At 68.2% G+C, this 26,645-nt stretch carries 27 protein-coding genes; 11 read left to right on the top strand and 16 right to left on the bottom strand.

The genetic code is table 11. The features are described from left to right. Positions 1–37 precede the first annotated feature (37 nt). From ON43_RS17445 to ON43_RS17430, 4 genes are read right to left on the bottom strand one after another with little or no spacing between them, the layout of a single operon-like run. Positions 38–865 (bottom strand): SCO1664 family protein, encoded by an 828-nt coding sequence (locus ON43_RS17445; RefSeq protein WP_051178559.1) that lies wholly within the window; start codon positions 863–865, stop codon positions 38–40. Then, the gene (locus ON43_RS17440) at positions 813–1,400 is read right to left on the bottom strand and encodes a DUF3090 domain-containing protein (RefSeq protein WP_040808531.1); all 588 of its coding nucleotides are present in this window, start codon (positions 1,398–1,400) and stop codon (positions 813–815) included. The genes ON43_RS17445 and ON43_RS17440 overlap by 53 nt, the downstream gene beginning before the upstream one ends. Before the next feature lie 24 nt (positions 1,401–1,424). Next, complete coding sequence (locus tag ON43_RS17435) at positions 1,425–2,159, bottom strand: histidine phosphatase family protein (protein WP_040808529.1); 735 nt, start codon at positions 2,157–2,159, stop codon at positions 1,425–1,427. A 16-nt stretch (positions 2,160–2,175) separates the two neighbouring features. Continuing rightward, positions 2,176–3,126 (bottom strand): undecaprenyl-diphosphate phosphatase, encoded by a 951-nt coding sequence (locus tag ON43_RS17430; RefSeq protein ID WP_040808749.1) that lies wholly within the window; start codon positions 3,124–3,126, stop codon positions 2,176–2,178. A gap of 388 nt (positions 3,127–3,514) precedes the next feature. Here ON43_RS17430 and ON43_RS17425 point away from each other — a divergent pair, with 388 nt between their 5' ends. The 4 genes from ON43_RS17425 to ON43_RS17410 all read left to right on the top strand — a co-directional run bounded on the left by ON43_RS17425 (position 3,515) and on the right by ON43_RS17410 (position 7,654). Then, positions 3,515–4,474 (top strand): aldo/keto reductase, encoded by a 960-nt coding sequence (locus ON43_RS17425; RefSeq protein WP_040808526.1) that lies wholly within the window; start codon positions 3,515–3,517, stop codon positions 4,472–4,474. Positions 4,475–4,494: 20 nt separating this feature from the next. After that, complete coding sequence (locus tag ON43_RS17420; RefSeq protein WP_083913480.1) at positions 4,495–5,532, top strand: heme/hemin ABC transporter substrate-binding protein; 1,038 nt, start codon at positions 4,495–4,497, stop codon at positions 5,530–5,532. 194 nt (positions 5,533–5,726) lie between these two features. Beyond that, positions 5,727–6,815, top strand: a complete 1,089-nt coding sequence (locus ON43_RS17415) for a FecCD family ABC transporter permease (RefSeq protein WP_373283452.1) — start codon at positions 5,727–5,729, stop codon at positions 6,813–6,815. Next, on the top strand, positions 6,812–7,654 hold the full coding sequence (locus ON43_RS17410) for a heme ABC transporter ATP-binding protein (protein WP_040808522.1): 843 nt from the start codon (positions 6,812–6,814) through the stop codon (positions 7,652–7,654). Before ON43_RS17415 ends, ON43_RS17410 begins: the two co-directional genes overlap by 4 nt. Before the next feature lie 61 nt (positions 7,655–7,715). Here ON43_RS17410 and ON43_RS17405 read toward each other — a convergent pair whose 3' ends face one another. From ON43_RS17405 to ON43_RS17390, 4 genes are all read right to left on the bottom strand, one after another. Then, positions 7,716–8,066 carry a YrdB family protein gene (locus ON43_RS17405; RefSeq protein WP_040808746.1) on the bottom strand — a complete coding sequence of 117 codons (351 nt, stop codon included), beginning with the start codon at positions 8,064–8,066 and terminating at the stop codon, positions 7,716–7,718. Then, on the bottom strand, positions 8,063–10,165 hold the full coding sequence (locus ON43_RS17400; RefSeq protein ID WP_040808520.1) for an MMPL family transporter: 2,103 nt from the start codon (positions 10,163–10,165) through the stop codon (positions 8,063–8,065). Before ON43_RS17400 ends, ON43_RS17405 begins: the two co-directional genes overlap by 4 nt. Then, entirely contained in the window at positions 10,165–10,692 is a 528-nt protein-coding gene (locus ON43_RS17395) for a WKL family lipoprotein (RefSeq protein WP_245568632.1), read from the bottom strand. Before ON43_RS17395 ends, ON43_RS17400 begins: the two co-directional genes overlap by 1 nt. A gap of 105 nt (positions 10,693–10,797) precedes the next feature. Further along, positions 10,798–11,154 carry a hypothetical protein gene (locus tag ON43_RS17390; RefSeq protein WP_051178590.1) on the bottom strand — a complete coding sequence of 119 codons (357 nt, stop codon included), beginning with the start codon at positions 11,152–11,154 and terminating at the stop codon, positions 10,798–10,800. 228 nt (positions 11,155–11,382) lie between these two features. On the opposite strand from ON43_RS17390, the gene ON43_RS17385 reads away from it, so the two are divergent. Genes ON43_RS17385 through ON43_RS17375 form a run of 3 tightly spaced genes read left to right on the top strand, consistent with a single transcriptional unit; the run spans position 11,383 to position 13,748 of the window. Then, positions 11,383–12,387, top strand: a complete 1,005-nt coding sequence (locus ON43_RS17385; protein ID WP_040808514.1) for a YncE family protein — start codon at positions 11,383–11,385, stop codon at positions 12,385–12,387. After that, positions 12,387–12,650, top strand: coding sequence for a DUF5703 family protein (locus tag ON43_RS17380; protein ID WP_040808513.1), 264 nt, complete (start codon positions 12,387–12,389; stop codon positions 12,648–12,650). The genes ON43_RS17385 and ON43_RS17380 overlap by 1 nt, the downstream gene beginning before the upstream one ends. 18 nt (positions 12,651–12,668) lie before the next feature. Then, positions 12,669–13,748: a quinone-dependent dihydroorotate dehydrogenase gene (locus ON43_RS17375; RefSeq protein WP_040808743.1), complete on the top strand. Its 1,080-nt coding sequence runs from the start codon at positions 12,669–12,671 to the stop codon at positions 13,746–13,748. A gap of 144 nt (positions 13,749–13,892) precedes the next feature. Here the strand turns inward: ON43_RS17375 and ON43_RS45765 are convergent, their stop codons facing one another. Beyond that, entirely contained in the window at positions 13,893–14,165 is a 273-nt protein-coding gene (locus ON43_RS45765; protein ID WP_174416472.1) for a hypothetical protein, read from the bottom strand. Positions 14,166–14,498: 333 nt separating this feature from the next. After that, complete coding sequence (locus ON43_RS17365; RefSeq protein ID WP_157514085.1) at positions 14,499–14,819, bottom strand: hypothetical protein; 321 nt, start codon at positions 14,817–14,819, stop codon at positions 14,499–14,501. Between the two features lie 458 nt (positions 14,820–15,277). Here ON43_RS17365 and ON43_RS17360 point away from each other — a divergent pair, with 458 nt between their 5' ends. Further along, positions 15,278–16,837 (top strand): carbohydrate kinase family protein, encoded by a 1,560-nt coding sequence (locus tag ON43_RS17360; protein WP_051178557.1) that lies wholly within the window; start codon positions 15,278–15,280, stop codon positions 16,835–16,837. Between the two features lie 21 nt (positions 16,838–16,858). After that, positions 16,859–17,656, top strand: coding sequence for a GTP cyclohydrolase II (locus ON43_RS42555; protein ID WP_083913479.1), 798 nt, complete (start codon positions 16,859–16,861; stop codon positions 17,654–17,656). On the opposite strand, the gene ON43_RS17350 is transcribed toward ON43_RS42555, so the two are convergent. Continuing rightward, positions 17,653–18,507 (bottom strand): GTP cyclohydrolase II, encoded by an 855-nt coding sequence (locus ON43_RS17350; protein WP_245568631.1) that lies wholly within the window; start codon positions 18,505–18,507, stop codon positions 17,653–17,655. The two genes, ON43_RS42555 and ON43_RS17350, sit on opposite strands and share 4 nt — an antisense overlap. Before the next feature lie 368 nt (positions 18,508–18,875). On the opposite strand from ON43_RS17350, the gene ON43_RS17345 reads away from it, so the two are divergent. Beyond that, positions 18,876–20,705, top strand: a complete 1,830-nt coding sequence (locus ON43_RS17345) for an AMP-dependent synthetase/ligase (RefSeq protein WP_040808510.1) — start codon at positions 18,876–18,878, stop codon at positions 20,703–20,705. 113 nt (positions 20,706–20,818) lie between these two features. Here the strand turns inward: ON43_RS17345 and ON43_RS17340 are convergent, their stop codons facing one another. After that, entirely contained in the window at positions 20,819–22,123 is a 1,305-nt protein-coding gene (locus ON43_RS17340) for a phthiocerol/phthiodiolone dimycocerosyl transferase family protein (RefSeq protein WP_157514084.1), read from the bottom strand. A gap of 131 nt (positions 22,124–22,254) precedes the next feature. Between ON43_RS17340 and ON43_RS17335 the strand changes: the two genes are divergently transcribed. After that, entirely contained in the window at positions 22,255–22,806 is a 552-nt protein-coding gene (locus ON43_RS17335) for a TetR/AcrR family transcriptional regulator (protein ID WP_040808505.1), read from the top strand. Between the two features lie 45 nt (positions 22,807–22,851). Here ON43_RS17335 and ON43_RS44865 read toward each other — a convergent pair whose 3' ends face one another. The 4 genes from ON43_RS44865 to ON43_RS17315 all read right to left on the bottom strand — a co-directional run bounded on the left by ON43_RS44865 (position 22,852) and on the right by ON43_RS17315 (position 26,625). Continuing rightward, positions 22,852–23,025, bottom strand: coding sequence for a hypothetical protein (locus tag ON43_RS44865; RefSeq protein ID WP_157514083.1), 174 nt, complete (start codon positions 23,023–23,025; stop codon positions 22,852–22,854). A 150-nt stretch (positions 23,026–23,175) separates the two neighbouring features. Continuing rightward, a complete protein-coding gene (locus tag ON43_RS17325) occupies positions 23,176–23,718 on the bottom strand; it encodes a YbhB/YbcL family Raf kinase inhibitor-like protein (protein WP_040808501.1) in 543 nt (180 codons plus the stop codon). 19 nt (positions 23,719–23,737) lie between these two features. Further along, on the bottom strand, positions 23,738–25,087 hold the full coding sequence (locus ON43_RS17320) for a M20/M25/M40 family metallo-hydrolase (protein WP_083913478.1): 1,350 nt from the start codon (positions 25,085–25,087) through the stop codon (positions 23,738–23,740). A 320-nt stretch (positions 25,088–25,407) separates the two neighbouring features. After that, complete coding sequence (locus tag ON43_RS17315) at positions 25,408–26,625, bottom strand: hypothetical protein (protein WP_051178554.1); 1,218 nt, start codon at positions 26,623–26,625, stop codon at positions 25,408–25,410. Between the last annotated feature and the right edge of the window lie 20 nt (positions 26,626–26,645).

The raw sequence follows: 26,645 nt of genomic DNA, 5'->3' as shown, positions 1-26,645 counted from the left end.
GCGCGAGGACTGGGACATCGACGGGCGGAGCGCGGAATCAGAACGCGGGCCAGGGAATCGGGCGCTGGCTGGCCGGCATCGGCATCACCGGATTGTCCAGCAACGCCCGCCCGCGCGCCTCGAGGGCCTCGATCTCGGCGTCGGTGATCAACTCCGCGAGTCGCTCACCCAGCTCCCCGGGCAGCGCCTTGACGAAAACCGTGATGTCGGTGAGCAATTCCTCGGCGATCCGCTCACCGGCCCACCCCCACAACACCGTCCGCAGCTTCGGCTCGGCGTGCAGGCAGATCCCGTGATCCACCCCGTACACCCGCCCGTCCGCGCCGGCCAGCGCATGCCCGCCCTTGCGGTCGGCATTGTTGATCAGCACATCCAGCACCGCCATCCGCACCAACCCCGGATCCTCGGCATGCACCAGCGACACCGGATGCCCGCCCGGATCCAACGCCCGCAACACCTCCCGGTAACCGGCCGGAACCTCGCCCACCGGGCACAGATCCACCAGATCCGGGCCGTCGGTGTCCTCGACGACGTCGATCCAGCGTTGCACCATCCCCGGCCCCAACGGCCCGTCCCGCAACACCGTTTCGGGAATCACCCCCCACCCCAGCGCCTGCGACACCAGATACGAGGCCACCTCCCGCGCGGCCAGGGTGCCGTCGGGGAAGTCCCACAGCGGCCGCTCCCCGCGCACCGGCTTGTACACCACCCGCGGCCCGTCCTCGCCGGTCTCGCAGACCAGGGTGACATTGCTGGCGGTGGTGACCTGCCCGATCACCGTCAGCTCGGCGGTGCGCAGCGGGTCGCTCACGTCATTCCTCGTCGATCTCGGTGGCGCCGAAGATCTCGCCACGCTTGTAGCCATTGGTGCGCACACACATGTGCCCGACCGGGGACAACGGTTCCCCGCACAACGGGCACGGCGGCCGCCCGGCCGCGATCACGCGCGCCGAGCGCAACGCGAACTCCCGCGCCTGGATCGGGGTCAAAAACACCCGCACCGCGTCCGGGCCCTCCTCGGTGTCATCGAGTACCACCGACTCGTCGACCTCGGTCTCGGTGATCGCCAGCAACTCCACCACCACCGCGTTCGCGTCCGCGTCCCAACCCAAACCCATGGTGCCGACCCGGAATTCGGCATCGATCGGAGTCAGCAGCGGCGCGGTGTCGGCCACATCGGCGGCCTGCGGGGGCACCGAGGTCCCGAACCGGCGTTGCACCTCGTCCAGCAGGAGACCCATCCGATCGGCCAGCACCTTCACCTGCTGCTTCTCCAACAGCACACTGACCACCCGCGGTTCCTGCACCGCCTGCAGATAGAACGCGCGGTCGCCCGGCTCGCCGACGGTGCCGGCGACGAAACGATCGGGGGTGCGGAAAATATGGATTGCTCGGCCCATTGCACCTCCATTCGGTTCACTCACTTATGAATCGGGGCGTTCCGCAACCCCATTATCACTACTGTCCGTGGTACCCGTTTCCCCACCGGGAACCGGCCTCGAGCGCGATTCGCCGCCGGTTCGCGGTGAAATCGCCGCCAACCCGGAAAGATCCGGGCCGGTGTCGTTCACCCGCCAGACGTACGGGGCGGTCGGGGTGTAGCGGACCACGCTGATCGAGGCCGGTTCGACCACGATCCGCTGGAAACCGTCCAGGTGCAGACCGAACGCGTCGGCCAGCACCGACTTGATGACATCGCCGTGCGTGCACGCAATCCACAACACATCGCTACCATGCCGGGTCGCGAATTGCCGATCTCGTTCGCGGATAGCGGACACGGCGCGAAACTGTACCTGCGCCAAGGACTCTCCCGAAGGGAACGTGGCCGCCGAGGCGTGGCGCTGCACCACCTTCCACAACGGCTCGCTCACCAGATCCGCCAGCGCCTTACCGGTCCAGTCGCCGTAATCGACTTCCAGCAGCCGCTCATCGGGTTCGGCCTCGAGCCCCAGCTTGTCCGCGAGCGGGGCGACGGTGCGCTGGCAGCGCAGCAGCGGCGAGCACACGATGTGCTCGATCGGCAGCGAACCCAGTCTCTCGACCAGCGAGTGGGCTTGTTCGCGACCACGATCGGTCAGATCGACACCGGCGCTGCGCCCGGCCAGGGTGCGGGCAGTGTTCGACGTGGACACGCCGTGCCGCAACAGGATCACCGTCACCGGGACAGCCTACCGACTAGGTCGCCGACACGACGCCGGTCGCCAGCAGCGCCATCACCGTCAACCCCAGCACGATCCGGTAGCCCACGAACCAGTCCAGGGAATGCCGCGCCACGAACTTCAGCAGCCACGCCACCGACGCATACCCGACCACGAACGACACGATGGTGGCCACCAGCAGCTGCGGACCTGAAGCGTTGAGGCCCTCACCGGCGGGTTCGAACGCATCCGGCAGCGAGAACAGCCCCGAGGCCACCACCGCCGGAATCGCCAGCAGGAACGAGAACCGCACGGCCGCCTCACGAGTCAGCCCGCAGAACAGACCCGCCGACGACGTCGCCCCCGAACGCGACACGCCCGGGATCAACGCCAGGCATTGCGCGAAACCCATGATCAGCCCGTCGCGAGTGGTGAGCAGCTCGATCGGGCGGCGACGACGCCCGTAGGCCTTGCCCGAGTAGTACTCCGCCGCCGCGATCACCAGCGCGAACACGATCAGCATCGTGGAGATCAGCCACAGATTCCGTGCGCCGGTACGGATCTGGTCCTTGAACACCAGACCCAGCACCCCGATCGGGACGGTGGCGATGATCACATACCAGCCCACCCGGTAGTCCAGCGCCCGCTGCGTGTCGGGATCCGGGCCGTAGGAGAAGCGCCCGTCCTCGGTCAGCACCGGCAGCTGGGTGGTGGCCCGCTCGTGCAACGGCACCGATTCCCGTTGCGGGGCAGCGACTTTCCACCACAGCGTGGTGCACCAGGCGACCAGGATGCGCCAGATGTCGCGGGCGAAATACACCAGCACCGCCGCCTCGGTGCCCAACTGGGTGACCGCGGTGAACGAGGCGCCCGCGTCATCACCGAAGAACACCGCCGAGGTGATCCGCAGATGCGCCGAAGAGGAGACCGGCAGAAACTCCGTCAACCCCTGCACCAGGCCCAGCACCAGCGCCTGCACCCACGTCATCGACTCGCCCACACACCCTCCAGTCCCGAAAACTCGGCTCCCGAGCGACATTTCGCGCCCACACGCCCACCAGTCAACACCGTCGACCACAACCGCCGCCGCACCCACCCGGTCCCGGACCGGTTCCAGACCGCGCGGCCTGTCCCGGCCCGTGGTGGCGCAGGCGCGCCGCAACATCGCAGCGACCTTAATGGGCGCGGTCGGCGGAGCCGTCCTTGACCCCGCGCAGGGCCGGAGCGAATGCGGAGGTACGCCTACCGGGGTGTGTCCGAATCCGGACACGCATGCGCGAATTCGGATGACCCGCCGCGCTCGCCGCGGGCCATAGCGGGGCAGAAGCGACCGCTGCGCCTAGGCTGACGCGTGTGACGAAAGTGCAAGCGCGGTGATGGAACAACGCACGGTCGGCCGCAGCGGGCTGCGAGTCTCGCGGCTCGGGCTGGCCACCCACACCTGGGGCCGCGAAACCGACGCCGAGGACGCCGCCGCCCAACTCATGGCGTTCGTGGAAGCCGGCGGCACCCTCGTGGACACCTCCCCGTCCTACGGTGACGGCGCCGCACAACACATCCTGGGCGAACTGCTGTCGGAGATCGGGCGCGAAGACCTCGTGCTGAGCGGAAACGCCGGATACACACCGATACTCAGCGACGCCGCCGCCGAAGCGCCCGCCGCCGTGCGCTGGACCGTCGACGCCTCCCGGCGCACCATGATGCGCCAACTCGACCACACCCTGGCCCAACTGGGCACCGACCACCTCGACATCTGGTCGGTCGCCGCCTGGGACCCGCACACCCCCCTCGAGGAAATCGCCGACACCCTCGCCTGGGCGGTGCGCTCCGGACGCGTGCGCTACGCCGGCGCCCGCGGCTACGACGGCTGGCAACTGGCCACCCTCGCCGCCGCCGCGCCCCTGACCGCCACCCACATCCCGTACTCGCTGCTCACGCGCGGGGTCGAACACGAATTCGTGCCCGCCGCACAGCATCACGGCATCGGCGTCATCGCCACCGCACCCCTGGCCGGGGGCATCCTCACCGGCAAATACCGCGACGGCGTCCCCGCCGACTCGCGCGGCGCCGACGAGGCCACCGCCGCCGAGATCACCGCCCGCCTCGACGAGAACGCCGTACGCGTGGTCGACGCCGTCGTCACCGCCGCCGACGGACTCGGCACCTCCCCGCTGGCGGTGGCGCTGGCCTGGATCCGCGATCAGCCCGGGGTGGCGTCGATGCTGGTGGGGGCCCGCGATATCGGGCAGCTCACCGGAATCCTGGCCGCCGAGACCCTGGAACTGCCGCGTGCGATCACCGCGGCCCTGGGAGACGTGAGCGCACGCACAGAATGAGCAAGGCTACCCTTACCGGCATGAGGTGTCTCGTGAATGCCCGCCCGGCCATCCGCACGCTGCTGATCATGCTGCTGGGAATCGGTCTCGTCGCGGGCGCCACCGCCTGCGGCAGCGGCACGAGCGCCACCGGCGGGCAGAAGGGCCCGGTCACCGCCAGCGTCGGCGACCTCGACCCCGTCGCGCTCAGCCCCGAACCCACCCCGGTGCTGCCCGCGACGGTGAAATCCTTCGACGGCAGCGAGGTCACCGTCACCGACACCAGCCGCATCATCGCCGCCGACCGCTACGGCACCCTCGCCCAAACCGTCGTCGCCCTGGGCCTGCGCTCGAAACTGGTGGGCCGCTCCAACTCCGCGGCCTTCCCCGCCGTCCAAGACCTGCCGACCGTGTCCTCCGGCAGCGGCACCCTGAGCGTGGAATCGGTTGCGGCACTGCGGCCCACGGTGTTCCTCACCGACACCACCGCCGTCACCCCCGCCCTGCGCGACCAGCTCAAGGCGCTGGGCATCACCGTGGTCTACTTCGACTCCCAGCGCACCCTCGACGGGGTGATACCCCAGATCCAGGCCGTCGCCGACGCCCTCGGCGTCTCCGACGCGGGCAAGACGCTGGCCAAACGCACCAGCGACGAGATCGCCGCCGCCACCGCCTCGGTGCCGCACCAGGATTCCAAACCCAAGATCGCGTTCCTGTACCTGCGCTCCACCGCCATCACCATGATCTTCGGACCCGGCTCCGGCGCCGAATCGCTGATCGCGGCCATCGGCGGCATCGACGCGGCCACCGCGTCGGGTGTCACCCAGGACTTCCTGCCCATCACCAGCGAAGCGATGATCGCCGCCGCCCCCGACGTGCTGCTGGTCATGAGCGACGGCCTGGCCTCCGTCGGCGGCGTCGACGGCCTCGAGAAGGTCCCCGGCGTCGCCCAAACCCCCGCCGGCAAGAACCGTCGCGTCGTCGACATGTCCGACGCCGTGCTGCTGTCCTTCGGCCCCAACACCGGCCGCGTCCTGTCCGCCCTGGTCAAGGCCGTCTACGGCACCACCAACGCATGACCGATCCGCTACGCCCGCAACCGGACCCGGCCACCGGACCCGCCGCGAGCGCATCCGCCGACGCCGGCGACAGCCCGGCCACAGGCGCGATCACGGACACGTCCTCGGCCGCCCCGGCGAACTCTCCCGTCGCCGACAGCACGCATGCGGCGACCGAGCAGATCTCCGAGGTCGACAGCGCCGACGTGGAAGCGATTGCCGCACAGCGGTTCCCGGCCAGTGTCGACCCTGAGCCGACCGGTCGGCACGGTCGCTCGCGTCTCATTCTGATCTTTGCCGCGGCACTGGCCGGGCTGGTGGTGCTGGCGCTGATCTCCGCGGGGATCGGGCAGGTGCCGACCAGTCCCGCCGAGGTCGCGGGCAGCTTCTTTCACAAGATCGGGATCGACTGGGGGCCGCTGCCGCATCACCCCGCCGGGTACGTGACCCTGTGGGAAGTGCGGTTCCCGCGCGTCGTGCTCGCGGTGCTCGTCGGTGCGGCCCTGGCCACCGCCGGCGCGCTGCTGCAGGGCGTGTTCGCCAACCCGCTCGCCGAACCCGGTGTGATCGGTGTGTCGGCGGGAGCGGCGGTCGGGGCGGGCACGGTCATCGTGATCGGCGGCGCGTTCGCGGCGGCCTGGTCGGTAGCCGCGGGCGCGTTCGTCGCCGGGCTGGGGACCACCGCGCTGGTGTATCTGCTGTCGCGCTCGGGTGGGCGCACCGAAGTGGTGACCTTGATCCTCACCGGTGTCGCCATCAACGCCTTCGCCGGCGGCCTGATCTCGTTCCTGCTGTTCAAGGCGTCCCCGGCGGCGCGCGATCAGCTGGTGTTCTGGCAGATGGGCTCGCTCAACGGCGCCACCTGGCAGGCGGTCAACGTGGTGTGGCCGCTCACGCTGGCGGGCATCGCGGCCGCGCTGTGGATGGCGCCGCGCCTGGACCTGCTCGCCCTCGGTGAATCCGCGGCCCGGCATCTGGGGGTGGACGTGGAACGGTTGCGGCGCAACATCATCGTGGTCGTCGCCGTGCTGGCCACCGCCGGTGTCGCGTTCACCGGCATCATCTTGTTCGTCGGATTGATCGTGCCGCATCTGGTGCGCATGCTCGTCGGCCCCGGCCACCGCGTACTCATCCCGCTCTCGGCCATCCTCGGCGCCGCGGTCCTCGTCGCCGCCGATATCGGTGCGCGTGCCCTGGTGCACAACGCGGACCTGCCCCTGGGCATGATCACCTCACTGGTCGGCGGGCCGTTCTTCTTCTGGCTGCTGCGCCGCACCCGCTCGCGCGCGGGAGGCTGGGCATGAGCCGATTGCGGTCACTGGCCACGGTTTTCGGGCGCTCGACACAGCTGCCCGAACCGCCCGAACCCGGGGCGGTCACCCTGCACGCGCGCGGGGTGAGCGCCAAACGCGGGGAACGCACCGTCCTCGACGGCGTCGATTTCCCCGTCATCGCCGGACAGATCGTGGCGTTGGTCGGGCCCAACGGGGCGGGTAAATCCACGCTGCTGGCCGCCCTGGCCGGGGAACTCGAATTGTCCGGCGGCAGTGTCGATCTCGACGGGCACGCGCTGACCCACTGGACGCACCTGGACATGGCGCGCCGGCGCGCGGTGCTGCCGCAGTCGCACACCGTCGGATTTCCGTTCAGCGCCCGCGAGGTCGTGGCCATGGGCCGCTCCCCGTGGGCGCGCACGCCGCGCCAGGACGAGGACGACACCGCGATCGCCGCCGCCATGGCCGCCACCGACGTGCAACGCTTCGCCGCCCGCCCTTTCCCGGCGCTGTCGGGCGGTGAACGTGCCCGCGTCGCGCTGGCGCGCGTGCTGGCCCAGGACACCGCGACGCTGCTGCTCGACGAACCCACCGCCGCCCTCGATCTCGGGCATCAGGAGCAGGTGCTGCGCCTGGCCCGCGAACGCGCCACCAAGGGCGCCGCGGTCGTGGTGGTGCTGCACGACCTCGGGGTGGCCGCCGCCTACGCCGACCGCGTCGCCGTGCTCGAGAACGGGCGCATCGCCGCCGACGGACCCCCGCGCGAAATCCTCACCCCGGAGCTGCTCACCCGCGTCTATCAGCATCCGGTCGATGTGTTCGATCACCCGGTGACGGGGGCGCAGTTGGTGCTGCCGGTGCGCGGCTGACAGACCTCAGCGCAGCCACGCACCTGGTGCGTGGCCGCGTAAAGGGTTGCGGGTGGTGCGGTTACAGTTTCTGCTGGCCCCACACCAGCCGCAGCGCCCCGTTGGCGAACCACACCGCGAACAGCGCGATCCCCGCGACCGGTGTCCCCGCGACACCGAGCAGGATCGCCGCGGCCCCGAACCAGAGCACCTCCAAAAGCACCCGCCGCCACCCGGTTTGCGCGAACTTGGCGTCCTTGGCCGCCCCGAACAGCGCCCACACCACGATGAACACCGCCGGTGCCGCGATCGCCGCGAGCACCCGCACCGCCACCGGCGCGGACACGGTGGCGCCCCACCAGGCGGCCGCGCCCAGCACCGCCAGCTCCAGGAAGAACATCAACGCCAGGTTCGCGCCCTTGAGCACGCTCATCGCCACACCAACTTCAACACCGCCGGAGTCAACAGCATGCGAATCACGGTGGCGTCCAACACCAAGGCCGCGATCATGCCGTAGGCAATGTATTTCATCAGCACCAGATCCGAGAACCCGAACGCACCCGTCACCACGATCAGGATCGCCGCCGCCGAGGTGATCACGCCACCGGTGTGGGCGATGCCGTAGCGGATCGCCTCGGGCGCATCCGCGCCCGCCGCGCGAGCCTCGGCCATGCGCGACTGCAAAAACACCTCGTAGTCGGTGGACAGCCCGAACAACACCGTCACGATCAGCACCAGCACCGCGAACATCAACGGGCCCGGCGTGAAATCGAACAGGCCCGCCCCGTGACCCTCCACGAAGATCCAGGTCAGCACACCCAGCGTCGCGCCCATGGACAGCGCGCTCATCACCACCGCCTTGACCGCCAGCACCAGCGACCGGAACGCCGCGTACATCAACGCGATCGCCGCCGCCACCAGAATCGCACCCAGCAGCGGCAGCCCCTTGATCAGGCCCTGGATCGAATCGCGTTCCAGCGCGGGCACTCCGGCCACCATCACCACCACACCGTCCGGGGGCGGGATCGCGCGCAGCGCCGCGATCACGGTGTCGGCGTCGCGTTTGTCGGCCAGCCCGCTGGCCAGCACCGTCACCTGATCCTTGGTGGGGGCGGCCGGATCGAACGGGCCCGTCATCAGCGGCGCGACCGCCTGATTGGCCTCGTAGCGGAGATCGGAGAGCTGCTGTGGATTCGCGCCCACCACCACCAGTTTCAGCGGTTCGGTGCGGAAGTGCGGGAACAGGCGGTCGAAGTCCTGCTGCGCCACCCGCGCCGGATTACCCGCGGCCAGATAGCGTTCCGACAGGCCACCGAACTCGATGTGACGGAACGGCAGGATCAACGCCAACAGCATCAACACCACCGGCACGATCACCAGCCACGGGCGGCGCATCGCGAAAACCGCCAGCCGCGAGAAGAATCCGGCATCGATCTGCTCGGCGGTACGGATACTCGCCAGCCGATGCCAACCCCACAGATCGATGCGGCGTCCCACGATCGACAGCACCGCGGGTAGCGCGGTCACCGACAGCACCGCCGCCAGCAGTACCGAGGAGATCCCGCCGAGGGGCACCGAGCGCAGCACCCCGTTGGGGTAGATGAACAACGCGCCCAGGCTCACCGCGATGATCGCCGCCGAGAACAACACCGTGCGCCCGGCCGTGGCCACCGTCCGCGCGGTCGCCTCCTCCACGCTGCGCCCCGCCGCCAGCTCCTCCCGGAACCGGGTCACCGCGAAGAGCCCGTAGTCGATGGCCAGGCCCAGGCTCACCAAAGTCACCACGGCCGAGGCGAACACGTTGACCTGGATGTGATTGGTGAGCAGCCGCATGATGCCCTGGCTGCCCAGGATCGTCATCCCGCCGATGAGCACCGGCAGCAGCGCCCCGATCACCCCGCCGAACACGAAATACAGCAGGATCGCCACCAGCGGCAGCGCGATCAGCTCCGCGCGGTGAATATCGTCCTGCATGCCGGTGTTGATGCCCTCCACCACCGGCTGCATCCCCGCCAGCTGCACCGTCGTGCCACCGGGGCCCGAACCTGTTGGCCCGGCACCGAATTCGTCCTTGATGGCCAGATAGTTCTCGACCGTCGCGGTGCCGCCGTCCCCGCGCAACCCGATACTGGCGAAGGCGTGCGTGCGCGAGGCGTCGGCGAACTGACCCATCAGCGCGCCATCGAAATACGAGTCGATCTTGAGGATCCGGTCCGGATGCTCGGTGCGCAGGCGCGTCAACTCCGCGGCCACCGCACTGCGCACCGGTTCATCGTCGACGGTCAGCCCGGGCGGGGCGGTGTAGATCGCGATCAGATCCGCGTCGGTGTCGCGCCCAAACGTCGAATCGGCCAGCTTCGACGCCGCCACCGACTGACTGGATTCGTCGAACCAGCCCTCCTGGGTCAGATGATCACCCAGATCGCGCCCGTAGAACCCGGAAATCAGCACCACCAGCCCGAAGACCGCGAACACCAGCCACCGGAAGCGGTGGATCGCACGTCCCCACCGCAGGGATCCGGCCTCGAGCATCAGCCGCAGGCCGCGGTCTTGTAATCGGCCGAGCGCAGGATGCCGCACAGGTCGGTGCGCGAGATCTTCCAGCGCCCGTCCTTGTACACGAAATGCACCACCGTGGTGCGCACATTGCTGCCGGACCCGTCCTTGTCCAGGCTCAAGGTCGCGGTCAGGGTGCCGTCATGGTTGTCGAACACCGGATCCTTGACCCCGTACACCGCGCGCGGATTGTCCGCCAGCGCCTTGTACATGTCCGGAATCGCGTCCTTGAACGCCTCGCCGTCCTCGATCAGCGCGGTGCGCTCGGCGTCGGGCAGATTCGGGTCCAGCGCCGACTTGATCTGCTGATCCAGTTGCGTCGCGGTGGGAATCGCGGGCTTGTTCGCAGTGGTCTGCGCCGCCGAGGACGAACTCAATGCCGCGTACGCCGAGGAGCGCGCCTGGGCCACCTTGGACTCGTCATCGCTCCCGCCGCACCCGGCGAGCGACGCGCCGAACACGGTCAACAGGAGGGCGGCGGTCACCGGTCGTCGAAGTCGCATCAACATCCTCGTCAGCTCGAACTGCGGTTGTGTGCCGTTAGTTTGTCATGGCGTGCGCGCGACAGTGATTCCTGTGTCACAGACACCCCGGATGGGTACCCGGGTTCACATGCCGTCGATGACCGCACCCAACCGGCCCAGCAGCGCCCGCACCGTCGTCGCCTCCCGCGGCTGCGCCGCGGCCACCGGGCCGGCCTGCGGAATCAGATCCCGCACCAGCGCCACCACGGAGCGCTCGTCATCGAGATCGATATCGGTGACCGGAGCCAGCGCCACCGCCTCCACATCCTCGGGGCCGGGCACGGCGGTCTCGAGATCGGCCCGATAGATCTCGAGGGTCAAGGTCGCGCGGTGGGTCCGGAACGCGAACGAGCGCCCGTCCGCGGTGACCCCGAACCCGTGCGCGTAACGACCCACGGTCACGTCCTCGACGGTGAACCCCGGCGGGTGCTCGGCTACCAACACATCTCCCTGTTACAGCCCTGTTTTGCCTTCCACGGTAACCGCCGTCGCCGACAACGCCACCGAAACCCCATGTCACATCATGCAAATCGGCAGTCGATGCGACGATCACGATCACGGCGCGCCGCCACGAAGACCCCCGCTTGCTCGGCGTCGTGGCGCACCATGGTCAGATAGGGAAGCACGCATGATTTCGTCGGTCAGTTCGGTCAGTAAGGAGTTCGCTGCATGCGCCGTCGCGGCTGGATCGGTTCAGCCCTCGCGGGTGTGACCGTGGTGACCCTGCTGGCGGGGTGCTCCTCACAGGAGAGCAACGCCGACAACCCCACTCGCGAACCCGCCACCCCCGCCCTCGCGCCCGCCGCTGCGGCCGCACCCGCCGGGGTGGTCAGCCCGAGCGCGCCGATCTCGCTGCTACTCGACGAACCGGCCACCGGGGTGCTGGCCGCGGTGGTGGATTCCGGGACCACGCTGCAGCTCATCACGGGCGGTGTCACCCGCCCGATCACCTTGCCCGGCAAGGCCGCCGCGCTCGCCCTCGGCAAGCCCGGGGAGATCCTGGTCGCGGTGCCCGGCAAGATCCTGCGTGTCGACGCCGCCACCGCCGCGCTCAGCGAGGTCGCCGTCGACGGTGATGTGCGCGCGGTCGCGCTGCGCCCCGACGGGGGCCTGGTCGCGGGCCTGGCCGGCGGCAAGGTGCTGCTGCTCGACGCCGACGGCACTGTGCGCCACAGCATTTCGGGCCTGTCTGCCGCCGACGCCATCGACGCCCGCGACGGCGCGGTGGTCGTGCTCGACCGCCGCCAGACCGCCATCGTCGAACTCGACGGCGACAGCAAGCTCGGACTGTCCCTGCGCGCGGGCGACGGGGCCACGAACATGATCGGCGACCACTTCGGCCGCCGCCTCGTCACCGACACCGCCGGGGGCGAACTGCTGGTCTACACCGCCGATCCCTTGGTGCTGCACCAGCGTTTCCCGGTAGGCTCTGCTCCCTACGCACTCGCCTACGATCAGCGGTCCGAGACCGTGTGGGTGACGCTGACAGGCAGCAACCAAGTCGTCGGCTACGACCTGTCGACGGGTATACCGGTAGAGGTGGGGCGCTACCCGACGGTGCGCCAGCCCAACGCGGTGACCATCGACGACCGCACCGGTGACATGTTCGTGGGATCCGCGACCGGCGACGGTCTGCAACGGATCGGCGCGGACCAGCGGAAGAGAGGGCAGTGATGGCTCGGGCCTCACGATCGGCGCACCAATCGCGCACATTACCGGAAGGCTGGGAGGAATCCAGCGACGAATGGGAATACGTGCCCCTGCGGCTGCCTCCCGGCGTCAGCAGGGTCACCGCCGCCCTCCGCCTGTCCATCCACGCGGAATACAGCGGCTGGGAGCTCTCCCGGGTCCGCGCCTACACCGACGGCTCGCGCCGGGTGTTATTGCGCCGCCGCAAGACTGCCCTCCTATCCCCGACACCCGAGGCGGTGATGTAACCCACCATGTATGAGCGCCTGTACGCCGTGTTGCTGAAGGTGATGTTCCTGCTCGCGCCGGAACGCGTCCACCATCTGGCCTTCGCCGCCATGCAGCTCGCGACCCGGTTCGCCCCCGGCCGCAAGCTCACCACCGCGTTGCTCGTCGCCGACGACCCGATCCTGCGCACCCGCGTGTTCGGCGTGGACTTCCCCGCGCCCCTGGGTCTGGCCGCCGGCTTCGACAAGAACGCCGACGGCGTCGACGCCTGGGGACCCCTCGGCTTCGGCTACGCCGAAATCGGCACCGTCACCGCGGCGGCCCAGCCCGGCAACCCCGCCCCCCGGCTGTTCCGCCTGCCCGCGGACCGCGCGCTCATCAACCGCATGGGATTCAACAACTTCGGCGCCGCCGCGGCCGCCGAACACCTCGCCCACCGCCTGCCCGGCGGCGTCCCCATCGGCGCCAACATCGGCAAAACCAAGGTCGTCGAACCCGAAGACGCCGCCGCCGACTACGCCATCAGCGCGAAACTGCTCGGCCCCCTGGCCGACTTCATGGTCGTCAACGTCTCCTCCCCCAACACCCCCGGCCTGCGCGACCTGCAAGCCGTCGAATCCCTGCGCCCCATCCTGCAAGCCGTCCTCGCCGAAGTCTCCATCCCCGTCCTGGTCAAAATCGCCCCCGACCTCTCCGACGACGACATCGACGCGGTAGCCGACCTCGCCGTAGAACTCGGCCTGGCGGGCATCGTCGCCACCAACACCACAATCCGCCGCGACGGCCTCAACACCCCGTCCGCCGAGGTGGAACCCATTGGCGCAGGAGGCCTCTCCGGCCCACCCGTCGCCGACCGCTCGCTCGAGGTCCTGCGCCGCCTCTATGCCCGAGTAGGCGACAAACTCGTACTGATCTCTGTCGGTGGTATCGAAACCGCCGACCAGGCCTGGGAGCGCATCCTCGCCGGGGCGTCGCTGCTCCAGGGCTACACCGGCTTCATCTACGGCGGCCCGTTGTGGGCCAAACACATCCACCGCGGCCTCGCCGAGAAACTCCGCGCCCACGGGTACACCAGCCTCTCCGAAGCCGTAGGCGCAGAACACAAAACCCGCGCCTGACCTACGGCGCATCGCCCCGACCGACCGCGACGCTCGCCCCGGCCCCGCCCGGCGAGCTCGCGGTCGGCGTCGTCTCCCGCCCGGTGTCATCGTCTCCTGCCCAGCGTCGGCGCGTGTCCGGCGCTCGGCAGCAACGACTTTCGCTCACCCCCAGAGGTGACGTGACCGAGCCCCCGCATGGGCAGGCCGACGCGATTCGCCGAACACATCGACCACAATCGGCGTGTTCGGCACGTCATCGTCGTCCCGCGCAGCGGCCCCACCACCCAAATGCATCCGCTCGGCCAGCCGCTGCGCCAACAGAATCACCGCCCGATCCACCCCGATCCCCAACCGCGCCGCATGCACCGCCGCCATCGCATGCGCCTGCTCGTCATAAACCACCCCCGGATCCGACAACAACTCATCCAACTCCATTCCCGCCCGAGCCTCCTCCCACGACAACCGCCGCCGAGGCAACCAACTCAACCGCCACTCCCCGCCTCCGTAGCCGGTGACGCGAACCGCGTACTCCGGGCTGAGATCACTCCTCATCTCCCGCGCCGTCATATCAATACTCACGAATTCCTCCCAAGGCCATCGACGCGATCAACGGGATCTCCGTCTGCGCGCCATATTCCGCCCGACGCAACCGTTCGTCGCCCCAGGCCCTGCCAGCCCCTCATCAGATCTCTCCCCCACATCGAATCCCAACCGCTCGGTATTTCATCACTCTCACGATTTCCCCCGATTCCGGCCGAAATATCGGATTCATCCGAAACGACACGCCCGCCGCCATTTCCACCACCGCTGCCTCCCGCGCCACGTGAGCGCTCGCCACGATGGCTCCCCCCGCTCGCGTCGCCGACGCTGCAGCACCGCGAGCACCTCCTGGACGGTCATGCCCAACTCGGCGGCCAACGCCTCGGCGCGCTTATCGAGTTCCGCTCCGCGACTGCACATCTCGGTGAGTTCCAGAGCGGCCCTGGCCTGGTCCCGCAACAACAGCGGCTCCGGCCGCCAACTCAACTTCCATGCCGGCTCATCCCGCGCCAGCCGCCGCGCCCACTCGGGCGTCTCACTGCTGGTCATCGATCGGCTGCTCTCGTAAATCACGACGGGTCTCCATGTAGGTGGGGTGTCGTCGCCGATGGCGGCCGTGGTGACGGAATGCCCGCAATCCGGTCGATCGTGAATCATGATCGACCGGTGATGTCGCTGTCGGCAGAATGCGAGTGCCGACCGAGCGGCGACGACAGGGGCGAATGAGTTATCCGGAAGGCGGGCAGAACAATTGGTCCGCCCGCGCCGTCGTGCATTCGGTGTCGAGATCCCGATCGGCCGTTCCCGCCGCCGCACGCGGCTCCCGTCGGATGCGTCGGATCCGATGCACCGTCCCCATGGCCGCCACCTCCCGAACCGCTAGGCGGGTGCGATATTCTCTCCCACGAGTATGGCATTTGCCGACGCTGTTCGGCATTTGCCGTTGCTACAAGGGAATTGACGTTTTGCCTGTTCGTTAAACCTGCCCAGCGGTACTGTTGAGACAGATGGCCAGCAACGAGACTCCACGAAATGTCGGTCCAGCCAAGGTGCCTCAGGATCCCGGCATGGTTGCTGTGCGCAGCATCCTCATCCGGTTGCGCAAACGGTCGGGCCTGAGTTCTGCGCGCCTGGACATGACCGAGATCGATATCACGGCGTTGCTGCAACTCAGTGTTGTCCGGCGCTACGCGCACCGGCTTCGAACCACACCCCAGGCGGCGGCACCTGTGGTCATCGCGCATTTGGCCGACCGGCTTCCGCCGACCTTACGTTTGATTGTCGACGCCGAGTTGTGCCTGGGTCTGCTGCGCGAAAGTGCCCCCGCTGGAATTGATCTCGAGCACTTGTACGCCGCCGATCTCGGTGAGAGGCGACGATATCTGACATTGCGGTGGAGTCAGTTGCATGCGGCGTGGCAGATCGCCGACATCCCGCCTGCCCCCACTGTGCGCGGCCTGCGCGGCACACCCGAAACACAGGCGTTCACAGCGCTGGCAGAATTGCTGACCTCTGTCTCGGACGTGGAAACCGCCGACATGCCTACCTCCGCCACGGTGACCGTAGTAGGTGATGCCGCGGTTGATCTCATGACGATCGTCGAAACCTTTCCCCGTCCCGGTGATTCGATCTGGGGTGACTTCCGCCGGCACCCGGGTGGCAAGGGTCTGAACCGGGCCGTGGCCCTGGCCCGTTTGGGCCTGGATGCCCGGCTGGTTGCGACAGTGGGAGCCGACGATGAGGGTCAGATGATACTGACGTATCTGCACAGGATGGGTGTCGATACCAGCCTGCTGCGGGTGACCGATCAAGCGCGGACTCCGGTCGCGACGGTGATCATGCCGCTGAGCGGAGAATTCGCCACCATCGCCTTCCAAGAGGACAGGATTCGGCTGACCGAACGTGATCTCGACGTGCCGACCATGCAGCGGGCCTTCGAATCCTCGGCCGCGGTATTGGTGACTTTCGAACAACCGATCGATGTCGTCGCACGGGTCCTCGCTATGGTTCATGACCTGCCTGATCCGCCGTGGCTGCTGGTCAATGCCTCGCCTTCGGTGGTGCTGCCCGGTCACGTTCATGAGCATCTATCGGCAGTCGACTATCTGATCGGGACAGAGAGCGAAATCGCGGCGACGTGGCCGAACAGCACTGCCAGGGAATCGATCCGACGATTGTTGAGACTGGGCGTCGGGGCGGTCTGTTCCGTCGATCCGGCCGGATGTACGGTCCACACAGCCATTGGTGAATCGATTGTCCCGCAGGTGAACACCGGGATGGCCAATTCCGCCGGTGCCTCCACCGCCTTCTCGGCTGCACTCGCCTATCGGCTCGTGACCGGTGGCACCACAGCCAGCGACAGGGATTTCGCCTGGGCCGCCGCCGCCATGTCGGCTCGTCGCCCGGTTCTGAACATTCCCGATTCGATGCCCTCTGTTGCGCGGATCGAGAAAACTATCGAGACCGGTAACCTGTATGGGGACATTGTGATTCGCGGAAACTCGGACAACCCCCGGGTTAGGGGCCGCGCACGGCGAGGCCGCCGCCCGCCTGAACCTGACCGGTGACACCGGCGTAGGGAGCAAGCAATGCCGTGGCACGACGCGGTCCCTGCCCCACCTTCTCTCTCCGAACCACGCCACTTGTTCAGCCGCAAACGCCGGGTACTGCCTGTCGAAGTGCTGGAAGTACCCGGGCCGGATGACGGCGGTCACGTATTGATCTTCGGTGAGGTCCTGCCACGAGATCCCCTGGTGCGCATCCATTCTCGGTGCCTCTACGGAGACGTGCTGCGGTCCGATGACTGCGATTGTGGCGACGAACTCGTGGAATCGCTGGACAGGTTCCTCGATGCCGGGGCCGGCGTGCTGATCTATCTGGAGCAGGAGGGGCGCGGACTCGGGCTGATCGCCAAGGCGCGTGGTTACCACTACAGCGAGCGGACGGGGGCTGATACATACGCCAGCTACGAAGCGCTCGGATATCCTGCCGATGGCCGCACCTACGATGCGGCCGCGGCGACTTTGGCGCAGCTCGGTCGGAAACGGGGATTGCGTTCGGTCCGGTTGCTCACCAACAATCCGGACAAGGTCGACGCCGTACGGCGCACCGGGCTGTCGGTCATGAGGGAACCGCTGTACTGCCGACCGCGCAGCGAACGTGGACGGCACTACCATGACGCGAAACGCCGCCGCGGACATCAGATTCCGGTACGCGAACGACGATTTCGACAACTGCTTGCGCTCGGTGGTCGCGGCCGAGCGCCGTCGGTGCGTGCGGTGGCGATTGCGACGGCTACCGCAGGCGTGTGCTCAGCGGGCGTATACCTGGGTCGGCAGCGTCGTGTCGAGAACCCCGGCGGCACAGATCATGTGCGCACGGCTTAACAGGTACCGGTGAACCCCACCAGCGCGGTGGCACCACCGACCACCATGACCATGGTGCCGACAAGACTATGGCCGCCCCAGACCACATGCCCGCCGAGACCGAGCACCAAAGCTGACAGTAGTGGCACAGCCCGCCGAGACTGATAGTGGAAGGGAAGCCTGTGCCCGCCGCGACGCCGTTTCACCTGCATGTATTCATCGGCGCGGGGACTCAACGGCGTGGTGTGCAGTAGGATCTGGTTTACCGTCAGCCCCGAATCGCGCAGCGCCACAACCTTGTCCGGGTTGTTGGTGAGCAGACGCACCGAGGTCAGGCCCAGCTCGGTGAGCGCTGCGGCTGTGGGCTGATACGACCGCAGATCGGACGCCTCGAGCCCGAGGGCCTGGTAGGCAGCGAAGGTATCCATGCCCTCGACCTCGCTCAGCCGAAGCCCGCGAGCCTTGGTCTCGAGTCCCGCGCCACGCCCTTCCTGTTCGAGATACACCAGGATGCCAGCGTCTTCGGCTTGGAACAGGTCCAGCGCTCGTTCCAGCTCGGGGCCGCAATCACAGTCTTGAGAGCCCAATGCGTCGCCGTACAAGCATCGGGAATGGATGCGGACCAAGCAGTTGTCCTCGATTTCCCCAAAGATCAGGACGTGGCCGCCGTCGGTCGGGTGGTCGAGTCGTTGGACCTGTATCCGGACTTCGCGGCCTTTGCGAGTCAAGTGATGATCGGCGGTGCGTACTTCTTGTGGCAGCGACAGGGAGAGTGTGCGTTGGGATTTTGCTGCCTCGGGAGCAGTGGGGAGATTCGGGATCCGTGGCCGTCGGAGTCCGTGTTTGGTGCGACGTTTGAGGGGTGTGGACACGCCAGAAAATCCTCCGTTCTTGATCCGGTATTACCGAAATGTGCGTGTTGGAGACTCCGCGTGTCGCCACCCGATGTGTCTCGGGTCACACCGCAGCGGCGACCAGCCTAAAGCGTCATGCCGTGGGTCCTTGCGCTGGGCTAGCCGATCAGCGGGCGGCGCGCGGCCTCAATCGGTAAATTCGGCCACGACCCTGGCCGGTGTAGCCCGCGACACAATCGCGACAATCTGGCACGATGAGTGAGCCGCGCCACAGATGGCGCGTGGCCATCGCGTGGATCGGGTTGGTCGTTCTCTCGGACGTCGGGGTTCGCGCGGTGGGTGCGCGAGGTGGCGTGGTACAGCGAGAGGCAATCGGGAAAAGGGTTATGACGACTGACATCGGGTATGCGCACGCATCTGGGAAGACTGTTCACACGATTCCGGAGGCGTTTCAGGAAACTTTGACGCTGCGGCCGGAGCAGGTGGCGTTGCGGACTGTCGGGGGGACACGGCAGATCACCTGGCGTGAGTACGGGGAGCGGGTGCGCAGCATTGCGGCGGGGTTGGCCGGGTTGGGGGTGGGGCCGGGCGACACGGTGGGGATCATGTTGACCAATCGGCCGGAGTTCAATCTGGTTGATACCGCGGCGCTGCACGTGGGGGCGACGCCGTTCTCGATCTACAACACCAGCTCGCCGGAGCAGATCGCGCATCTGTTCACCAATGCCGAGAACAAGGTCGTCATCACCGAGCCCGCGTTCCTGGACACCGTGCGCTCGGCCGGTGTGGAGCTGGAACACATTGTGCTGGTGGAGGGTTCGGCGGCGGGCACCAAGACCTTGGCCGAGGTGGAGGCCGCGCCGAAGGAAGACTTCGACTTCGACGCCGCCTGGAAGGCCGTCAAGCCCGAGGACGTCGCGACCCTGATCTACACTTCCGGCACCACCGGACCCTCCAAGGGTGTGGAACTCACCCACGCCAATGTCGTCGCCCAGATCGTCGGCCTGGTCGAGGGCCCGCTCACCGTCGGCCTCGACGACCGCTCGGTCTCCTATCTGCCCGCCGCCCATGTGGCCGACCGCATTTCGGGCCACTGCGCCAACCTGTTCACCGGCGTCCAGATGACCTGTGTCCCGGACCCGCGCGAGATCGCCGCCGCCCTGCCCGACGCCCGCCCCACCGCGTTCTTCGGTGTCCCGCGCGTGTGGCAGAAGATCAAGGCAGGCATCGACGCCAAGCTCGCCACCGAGGCCAGCCCGGTGAAGAAGGCCCTGGCCGGCTGGGCCATCGGCGTCGGCGCGCAGGCCGCCCGCGCCGATCTGGCCGGCACCGGCCGCGGCGCGCTACTCGACGTACAGCACAAGCTGGCCGACGCGCTGGTATTGAGCAAACTGCGCCACGCCCTGGGCTTCGACGAGCTCAAGGTCGCCGCCTCCGGCGCCGCCGCCATCCCGCCCGAAACCCTGGAATACCTGCTGGGCCTGGGCTTCACGGTCACCGAGGTGTGGGGCATGTCGGAAACCTCCGGCGTCGGCACCTACACCCCGCTCGCCAAACCCAAGCCGGGCACCGTTGGAGTCCCGTTGAAGGGCCTCGAGATTCGCCTCGCCGAGGACGGTGAACTGCTGGTGCGCGGCGGCATCGTCACCCGCGGCTACCGCAAGATGCCCGACAAGACCGCCGAGGCCATCGACTCCGACGGCTGGCTGCACACCGGCGACGTCGCCACCATCGACGGCGACGGCTACGTCAGCATCGTCGACCGCAAGAAGGAACTCATCATCAACGAGGCGGGAAAGAACCTGTCTCCCACCAATATCGAGAACACCGTCAAGGCCGCCTCCTCCCTGGTCGGCCAGGTCGTCGCGATCGGTGACGCCAAACCGTTCATCGCCGCGCTCATCGTCCTGGACCCCGACACCGCCGTGGTCCGCGCCAAGGCCCTGGGCACCCCCGACGCCGAACTGAAAACCCTGGCCGCGCACCCGGAGATCATCGCCGAGATCAAGGCCGCCGTCGCCACCGCCAACGCCAAACTCTCCCGCGTCGAACAGATCAAACGCTTCACCGTCCTCGACACCGGCTGGGAACCCGGCGGCGACGAACTCACCCCCACCCTCAAGCTCAAGCGCAACCCGATCGCCACCAAGTACGCCACCGAGATCGCCGCGCTCTACCTGACCCCCGCCCCCGACGGCGTGGTCAACATGAGCTGATCCCCCCTCGGCGGCCACACCCGGCCGCCGACCCCCGAACGCCCCGGAGGCGACTGTGGGCCTGGACGAAAAGTCCAGGCCCACAGTTGTTGCGCAGCAGAACAACTCGACGGCTACCCGCGCACCGCCGCCGAATGCCCCACGCGCGCGAGCTGATCGCTCATCGCCTCCGCGACCCGGCCCATCTGATGATGACTGTGCTCGGCCGTGTCGTACTCGACCTGGATCGTGAGCCGGTCACCGACGGTGAAGACGGTCATCTTCGGCGGCATGCCCGCGGTCATCGCGAAGATCTCGTCACGCACGAACTCCAGGCCTGCCGGCAGCGGATGCGCGGGCAGACGGCCCATATTCGACAACGCGATCGCCGGTGCCGCCGACAGCGCCGCCGCCACCTGCGCCTCCAGCACGCGCTGCGAGGCCCGCATGAACAGCGCCGGGAACCGCGTATCGAGCATGAACCGCATGCTCTGATCGACGATCGCGCCCACCACCGCCGGGTCCGCGTCCCGATCGACCACGACCGGCGTCCCGGTACCGGAAGCGCAATTGAGCACGGTCGAGGCGGGCAGGCGCGGCGACAGCGCCGGGCGCAGATCCGCGGCATGCCCGCACATCAGCGGCACCGGGCCGTCCACCGGCAACTGTGTGCGCACCGCGACCACCGCCGCAGCGGCGAGCAGACTGTTGACCGAAATACCTTGTGCGCGAGCGGCATCCACGACCTCCGCGGTCTGCTGCGCACTCAACTCGATGCGCCGCAACGCCAATCGGCCACCCGGATCACCCACCCCGTCCCCATCGACGGGCAACGTCTGCGGCACCGCCTGCCCAGGGCTCGCCGCCTCCGCCTGGATCTGCGCCAGGAACCCGTCCACCTCGGCCTCGGAGACCACCCGCGCCAGCAACTCGTCGACCCCGCCGACCAACTCCCGATCCGACTCCCCGATCGGCAGCGGACGTCCCGCGACATGGGCGCCGTAGCGCCGCCACATCTCATCCAGCAGCGCGAATGCCGAACGCCCATCACTGATTCCGTGATGGATGACCAACACGATCCGGGTCTGCACCGGCCCGCGCAGCAGCACCGCCCCGAACAGCCCGGCCTCCCACTCCGGTCGGCCGTTCACCAGTTCCCAGTACTCGTCGACCTCACCGACGCGCTCCACCAGCGCCGGCACATAGTCCTCGTCGACCTCGAAAAGGCCCACCCCGCCGACTGTGACCATGCGGCTGCGCAGCAGCACATGCGAGGCCGCGAGCTCACGCAGCACCCGCCGCAGGATGCCCGCATCCACCGCACCGCGCACGGTGGTGCCGATGAACAGCGGCATCCCGCCGACCGGCACACTGCCCAACCGGGCATCAGCGGCGAAATAGCTGGATTCGAAGGGCGACAGGGGTCGCTGAACAGTCATATCGGGCTCGTACTTCCGTGTGATGGATCGTGCCGCCTCCGACCATACACACGTTTCATACATATGTTCAAAACAATTGTTTGAAACGCACGTCACAAACGCCCGTATGACCTGCTGCTACGCTGACCCACGTGGGAACCCGAGAAGACCTGCTCGCCGCCGCCAAGCAATGCCTGGCCGACCGCGGCTACGCCCGCACCACCGTGCGCGATATCGTCGCCGCCTCCGGCGCCAACCTCGCCGCCATCAACTACCACTTCGGCACCCGCGACAACCTGCTCAACCAGGCCATGCTCGAAGCCACCGCCGCCGCGGTCACCCGCATGCTCGACTCCCTACCCGACGAGCCCGACGCCGACCCCGCGACCCGCCTGAACACCTTCTGGCACAAGCTGATCGGCTCCTTCGCCACCGACCGCGCCCTGTGGACAGCCAATGTCGAGGCCATGGCGCAGGCCCTGCACTCCCCTGTCCTGCGCACCGAAATCGGTGCCGCCCAAGCCGAAGCCCGCGCGGGTCTGTCCCACGACCTCGGCGACGACAATCCCGCCCTCGGCGCGGTCCTGCAAACCCTCATCGGCGGTCTGCTGGTCCAACACCTCATCGATCCCGAGCACGCCCCCTCCGCCGAGGAGCTGGCCGCCGGTCTGCATGGCCTCGCCGAACGCTCGAACCCCGCCTGAACGCACCCGACCCCGTCGGCAAGCCCTCGCCGCCGTCCGCGGTGATCACACGGCGACGAGCTCTCCGGCCAGTAGCTCGCTGGTGTTCCCCGCCTCGTTGCGCACCGTCACGATCTGCCGGCCGGACTCGTCGGTATGCACGGCAACCACTTCCAGCGCCTGCTCCGCCGACTCCGACGCGATGCGAGGCAAAACCTTGTCACCCACGGTGAAAGCCACGTCGACCTCCTCGACAGCGATCCGGACCCGATCGCCATTCCCCGGCAGGCTCGGAAATAACCTCCGATCGACCCGTTCCCGGACATCCGGACCCTGGAACAGCAGTGTGGCCCCGGACGAATCGTCCGGGGCCACAACGGGTTCGGAAACCTACTTCGCGGGCTCGTCGTAGGTGGCGACGATCTGAGCGCGGCCCAGGGTGTGGAAGAACAGGTTGAACCCCAGATAGGCCGGAGTGCCGTTCTCGTCGATGTCCAACGATTCCACGTCGACGGCATGCACCGTGATGAAGTACCGGTGATAGCCGTGCCCGGCGGGCGGAGACGCGCCCACGAACCCGGGGAACCCGCCGTCATTGCGCAGCTGCACCGCACCCGCGGGCAGCGTGCCGCCCTCGCTGCCCGCGCCGCTGGCCAGCGAGGTCACCGACACCGGAATATTGGCCACGGCCCAGTGCCAGAAGCCCGACGCGGTCGGGGCGTCCGGATCGAAGACGGTGACCGCGAAACTCTTGGTCTCGGCCGGGAATCCCGACCACGACAGCTGCGGGGAGATGTCCTTGCCGCCCGACCCGAACACCCCCGAGACCTGATCATTGGCGAAGGGCTGGCCGTCGGTGACATCGGCGGAGGTCACGGTGAAGCTGGGGACCTGCGGCAGCGGGGCGTAGGGGTTGTACGAATAGTCGGGCACGGGTGGTCCTTTCGAATCGTCAGCTGTGCAGAAGGAAGTGTTCCAGTACGCGGGCGCCGAATTCGAGCGATTCCACCGGAACCCGCTCGTCGACCCCGTGGAACAACGCGGTGAAGTCCAGCTCGGGCGGCAGCCGCAGCGGCGCGAAACCGAAGCAGCGAATCCCCAACTTGGCGAACGCCTTCGCGTCGGTGCCGCCCGAGAGCATGTAGGGCACGGTGCGCCCCGCCGGGTCGTGGGCGAGGATCGCATCGTTCATGGCATCGACGAGATGCCCGTCGAAGGTGGTCTCGTAGGAGTCGAGCTTGGTGATCCACTCGCGCTCGACATCCGGGCCGATCAACGCGTCGACCTCACGCTCGAATTCGGCCTGCCGACCCGGCACCACACGGCAGTCGACCACGGCCTCGGCGGTCTGCGGAATCACATTGGCCTTGTAGCCCGCCCGCAGCATGGTCGGATTGGCGGTGTCGCGCAGGGTCGCGCCGATGATGCGGGAGATGGTGCCCAGCTTGGCCAGCTGACCCTCGATATCGGGTGAGGCCGGATCGAATTCGAGCCCGGACTCCTCGGCCACCGCCGCCAGGAACTCCGCCACCGAATCGGAGACCACCAGCGGGAAGGTGTGGGTGCCCAGCCGCGCCACCGCCTGCGACAGGATGGTGACCGCGTTGTCGTCGTGCAGGAACGACCCGTGCCCGGCGCGCGCCTTGGCGCGCAACCGCATCCAGCCCAAACCCTTCTCCGCGGTCTCCACCAGATACAGCCGCCGCTCGGACCCGTCGCGCTTGGGCACGGTCAGCGAGAACCCGCCGACCTCCCCGACCGCCTCGGTCACCCCCTCGAACAGATCGGGCCGATGCTCCACCAGCCACTGGCAGCCCCACCGCCCGCCGTTCTCCTCATCGGCCACGAACGCCCACACGATGTCGCGCGGCGGCACCGTCCCCTCGATCTTGAACTGCCGGGCCACGGCCAGCATCATGCCGACCATGTCCTTCATATCGACCGCCCCGCGCCCCCACACGTAACCGTCGCGCACCGCACCGGAGAACGGATGCACACTCCAGTCGGCGGCCTCCGCGGGCACCACATCCAGATGCCCGTGCATCATCAACGCCCCCCGCGAGGAGTCCGCGCCCTTCAACCGCGCGAACACATTCCCGCGCCCCGGCGCCCCCGACTCCACATACTCGGTCTCATACCCCGCCTGCTCGAGCTGCTCGGCCACCCACAGCGCACACTCGCGCTCGCCCTTGGTGGTTTCCAGTTCACCGGTATTGGAGGTGTCGAACCGGATCAGCGAGCTGACCAGGTCCACCACTTCCGAGACGGCACGAGGGGTACGGGTTTCGGCAGTTTCGGACACGTCACTTTCCTACCACCTCCCCGACACGCCCCGCCCCACCGCCGCCCGCCCCACCCCGATCCCACCCAGCTCGCCCCACCCCCGACGGGTTGAAATCACCCGTCGCCCAACAGTTCCCACCCGCCCCATCCCCGCCCCCGGCGCGCCCCATGCAGCCACCCGGCCGCCGAGTGGCACACAGTGGAGGGCATTCGCCCGAATTCTCCCTAATTCCGCCTCCAGCATGTGCCGCTCGGCGGTACCTGGCGCGGGGTGGCTAGGCAGGGCCGACGTGTTGGGCGGCGAGGCAGGCCGCGGGGGCTCGGGTGGCGAGGTGGGCGTTAGCGCATGAAGCGGATGGTTGTGGTCAAGGTGGCCAGGAGGGAGCCCAGGTGCTGGTCGGCGATGCGGCGTTCGAGGACGGACAGGTCGACTCGGGTGGCGGTGGCCCACAGTTCACCGATGTGGGCTTGGACGTCGACGTCGGTGGCGGAGAGGACCCACAGCAGTGGGGGCCACAGGCGGGCGGCTTGGGCCAGGGCTGGGAGGGTGAGGAGGGTGGGGGTGTCGAGTTGGGCCAGGCGTAGGCCGGCGTGGCGGCGGACTTCGGCGGGGGTGCGGGCCAGGGACTCGAGGACGCCGCGCCAGACGGCGACGTCGCTGCTGCCGTCGACGGTCGCGACCAGGATGTCGGCGACTTCGGACAGGACAGGGTTGAGGCCCAGGCGGGTCAGGGCGGTGGGGCTCAGGTGGCCCAGGAAGCGGAGCATGTCGCCGGTGGCGTCGGCGGCGATGTAGGTGGCGAGTAGGTCGGCGATGGCCGAGGGCGGGGCGACCTCGAAGAGGATGTCGCCGACCGCGGCGATGACATCGGGGGTGCAGCGGGCGAAGACCGACAGCGCGGCCAGCCGTAATTCCTTGGAACCGTTGATGACCGTGCCCAGCAGCGCGGGCAGGCGAGCGCTGCTGCCGGCCAGCAGCTGGCGCACCACCGCGCTGATCGATTCACCGGAGTAGGCGTAGGAGGCCGAGAGGATCAGCCCCTCGTCATCGGGCACCCCCTCCTCCACGGCCCGGATGAGTTCCGGTGTCGCATAGGCCAGGAACGGCCCGGCGGTGATGTAGTCGCGCCGGGCCAGCAGCTCGTTGACGATCGCCACCACCGGCGCGGGCGGCGCGTCGTCGGCGAGCTGGCCCACCGTGCGCGGGTCCAGGTACGGCGCGCAGTCCGCGGCGTATCCGACATCCAGCCGCAGCAGCGCGTCGATCGCCTTGGCGGGATAGCGCACCCCGATCGCGCCGGCCGCGCGCCCGGTCATGCTGGGCGGCACCAGTTTCTGCACGATCGGCAGCGAAATGCTCAGCGGGATGATCGGAACCAGCGTGGCGATCCGCTCGAAGACGGGGGTGTGCTGGTCGAAAAGCTTGCCCGCCATGCGTTGCTGCATCTCGTGCAGTTTGTGCGGGCCGAGCTTCTCGAGGTGAGCGAGCCGTTCCACCGGCACATGCAGGGTCCGTGCCAGCAGGATGAGCTGGGCTCGCGTCACCAGGTCGGTCATAAGCCCAGCCGATTAACGCA

The sequence above is a fragment of the Nocardia concava NBRC 100430 genome, from assembly GCF_000308815.1.
GTDB classification, from domain to species: Bacteria; Actinomycetota; Actinomycetes; order Mycobacteriales; family Mycobacteriaceae; genus Nocardia; species Nocardia concava.
This window is presented reverse-complemented; position numbering and strand designations above follow the sequence as displayed.

Bases quoted from the DNA above. Each gene is read 5' to 3' on its own strand.
- ON43_RS17420 (WP_083913480.1), top strand. From the start codon at position 4,495: ATGAGGTGTCTCGTGAATGCCCGCCCGGCCATCCGCACGCTGCTGATC.
- ON43_RS17385 (WP_040808514.1), top strand. From the start codon at position 11,383: ATGCGCCGTCGCGGCTGGATCGGTTCAGCCCTCGCGGGTGTGACCGTG.
- ON43_RS17315 (WP_051178554.1), bottom strand. From the start codon at position 26,625: ATGACCGACCTGGTGACGCGAGCCCAGCTCATCCTGCTGGCACGGACC.
- ON43_RS17380 (WP_040808513.1), top strand. From the start codon at position 12,387: ATGGCTCGGGCCTCACGATCGGCGCACCAATCGCGCACATTACCGGAA.
- ON43_RS42555 (WP_083913479.1), top strand. From the start codon at position 16,859: ATGCCGTGGCACGACGCGGTCCCTGCCCCACCTTCTCTCTCCGAACCA.
- ON43_RS17395 (WP_245568632.1), bottom strand. From the start codon at position 10,692: ATGCGACTTCGACGACCGGTGACCGCCGCCCTCCTGTTGACCGTGTTC.
- ON43_RS17340 (WP_157514084.1), bottom strand. From the start codon at position 22,123: ATGACTGTTCAGCGACCCCTGTCGCCCTTCGAATCCAGCTATTTCGCC.
- ON43_RS45765 (WP_174416472.1), bottom strand. From the start codon at position 14,165: ATGGAGTTGGATGAGTTGTTGTCGGATCCGGGGGTGGTTTATGACGAG.
- ON43_RS17405 (WP_040808746.1), bottom strand. From the start codon at position 8,066: ATGAGCGTGCTCAAGGGCGCGAACCTGGCGTTGATGTTCTTCCTGGAG.
- ON43_RS17410 (WP_040808522.1), top strand. From the start codon at position 6,812: ATGAGCCGATTGCGGTCACTGGCCACGGTTTTCGGGCGCTCGACACAG.
- ON43_RS17445 (WP_051178559.1), bottom strand. From the start codon at position 865: ATGGCTACAAGCGTGGCGAGATCTTCGGCGCCACCGAGATCGACGAGG.
- ON43_RS17425 (WP_040808526.1), top strand. From the start codon at position 3,515: ATGGAACAACGCACGGTCGGCCGCAGCGGGCTGCGAGTCTCGCGGCTC.
- ON43_RS17400 (WP_040808520.1), bottom strand. From the start codon at position 10,165: ATGCTCGAGGCCGGATCCCTGCGGTGGGGACGTGCGATCCACCGCTTC.
- ON43_RS17440 (WP_040808531.1), bottom strand. From the start codon at position 1,400: ATGGGCCGAGCAATCCATATTTTCCGCACCCCCGATCGTTTCGTCGCC.
- ON43_RS17360 (WP_051178557.1), top strand. From the start codon at position 15,278: ATGGCCAGCAACGAGACTCCACGAAATGTCGGTCCAGCCAAGGTGCCT.
- ON43_RS17430 (WP_040808749.1), bottom strand. From the start codon at position 3,126: ATGACGTGGGTGCAGGCGCTGGTGCTGGGCCTGGTGCAGGGGTTGACG.
- ON43_RS17345 (WP_040808510.1), top strand. From the start codon at position 18,876: ATGACGACTGACATCGGGTATGCGCACGCATCTGGGAAGACTGTTCAC.
- ON43_RS17365 (WP_157514085.1), bottom strand. From the start codon at position 14,819: ATGACCAGCAGTGAGACGCCCGAGTGGGCGCGGCGGCTGGCGCGGGAT.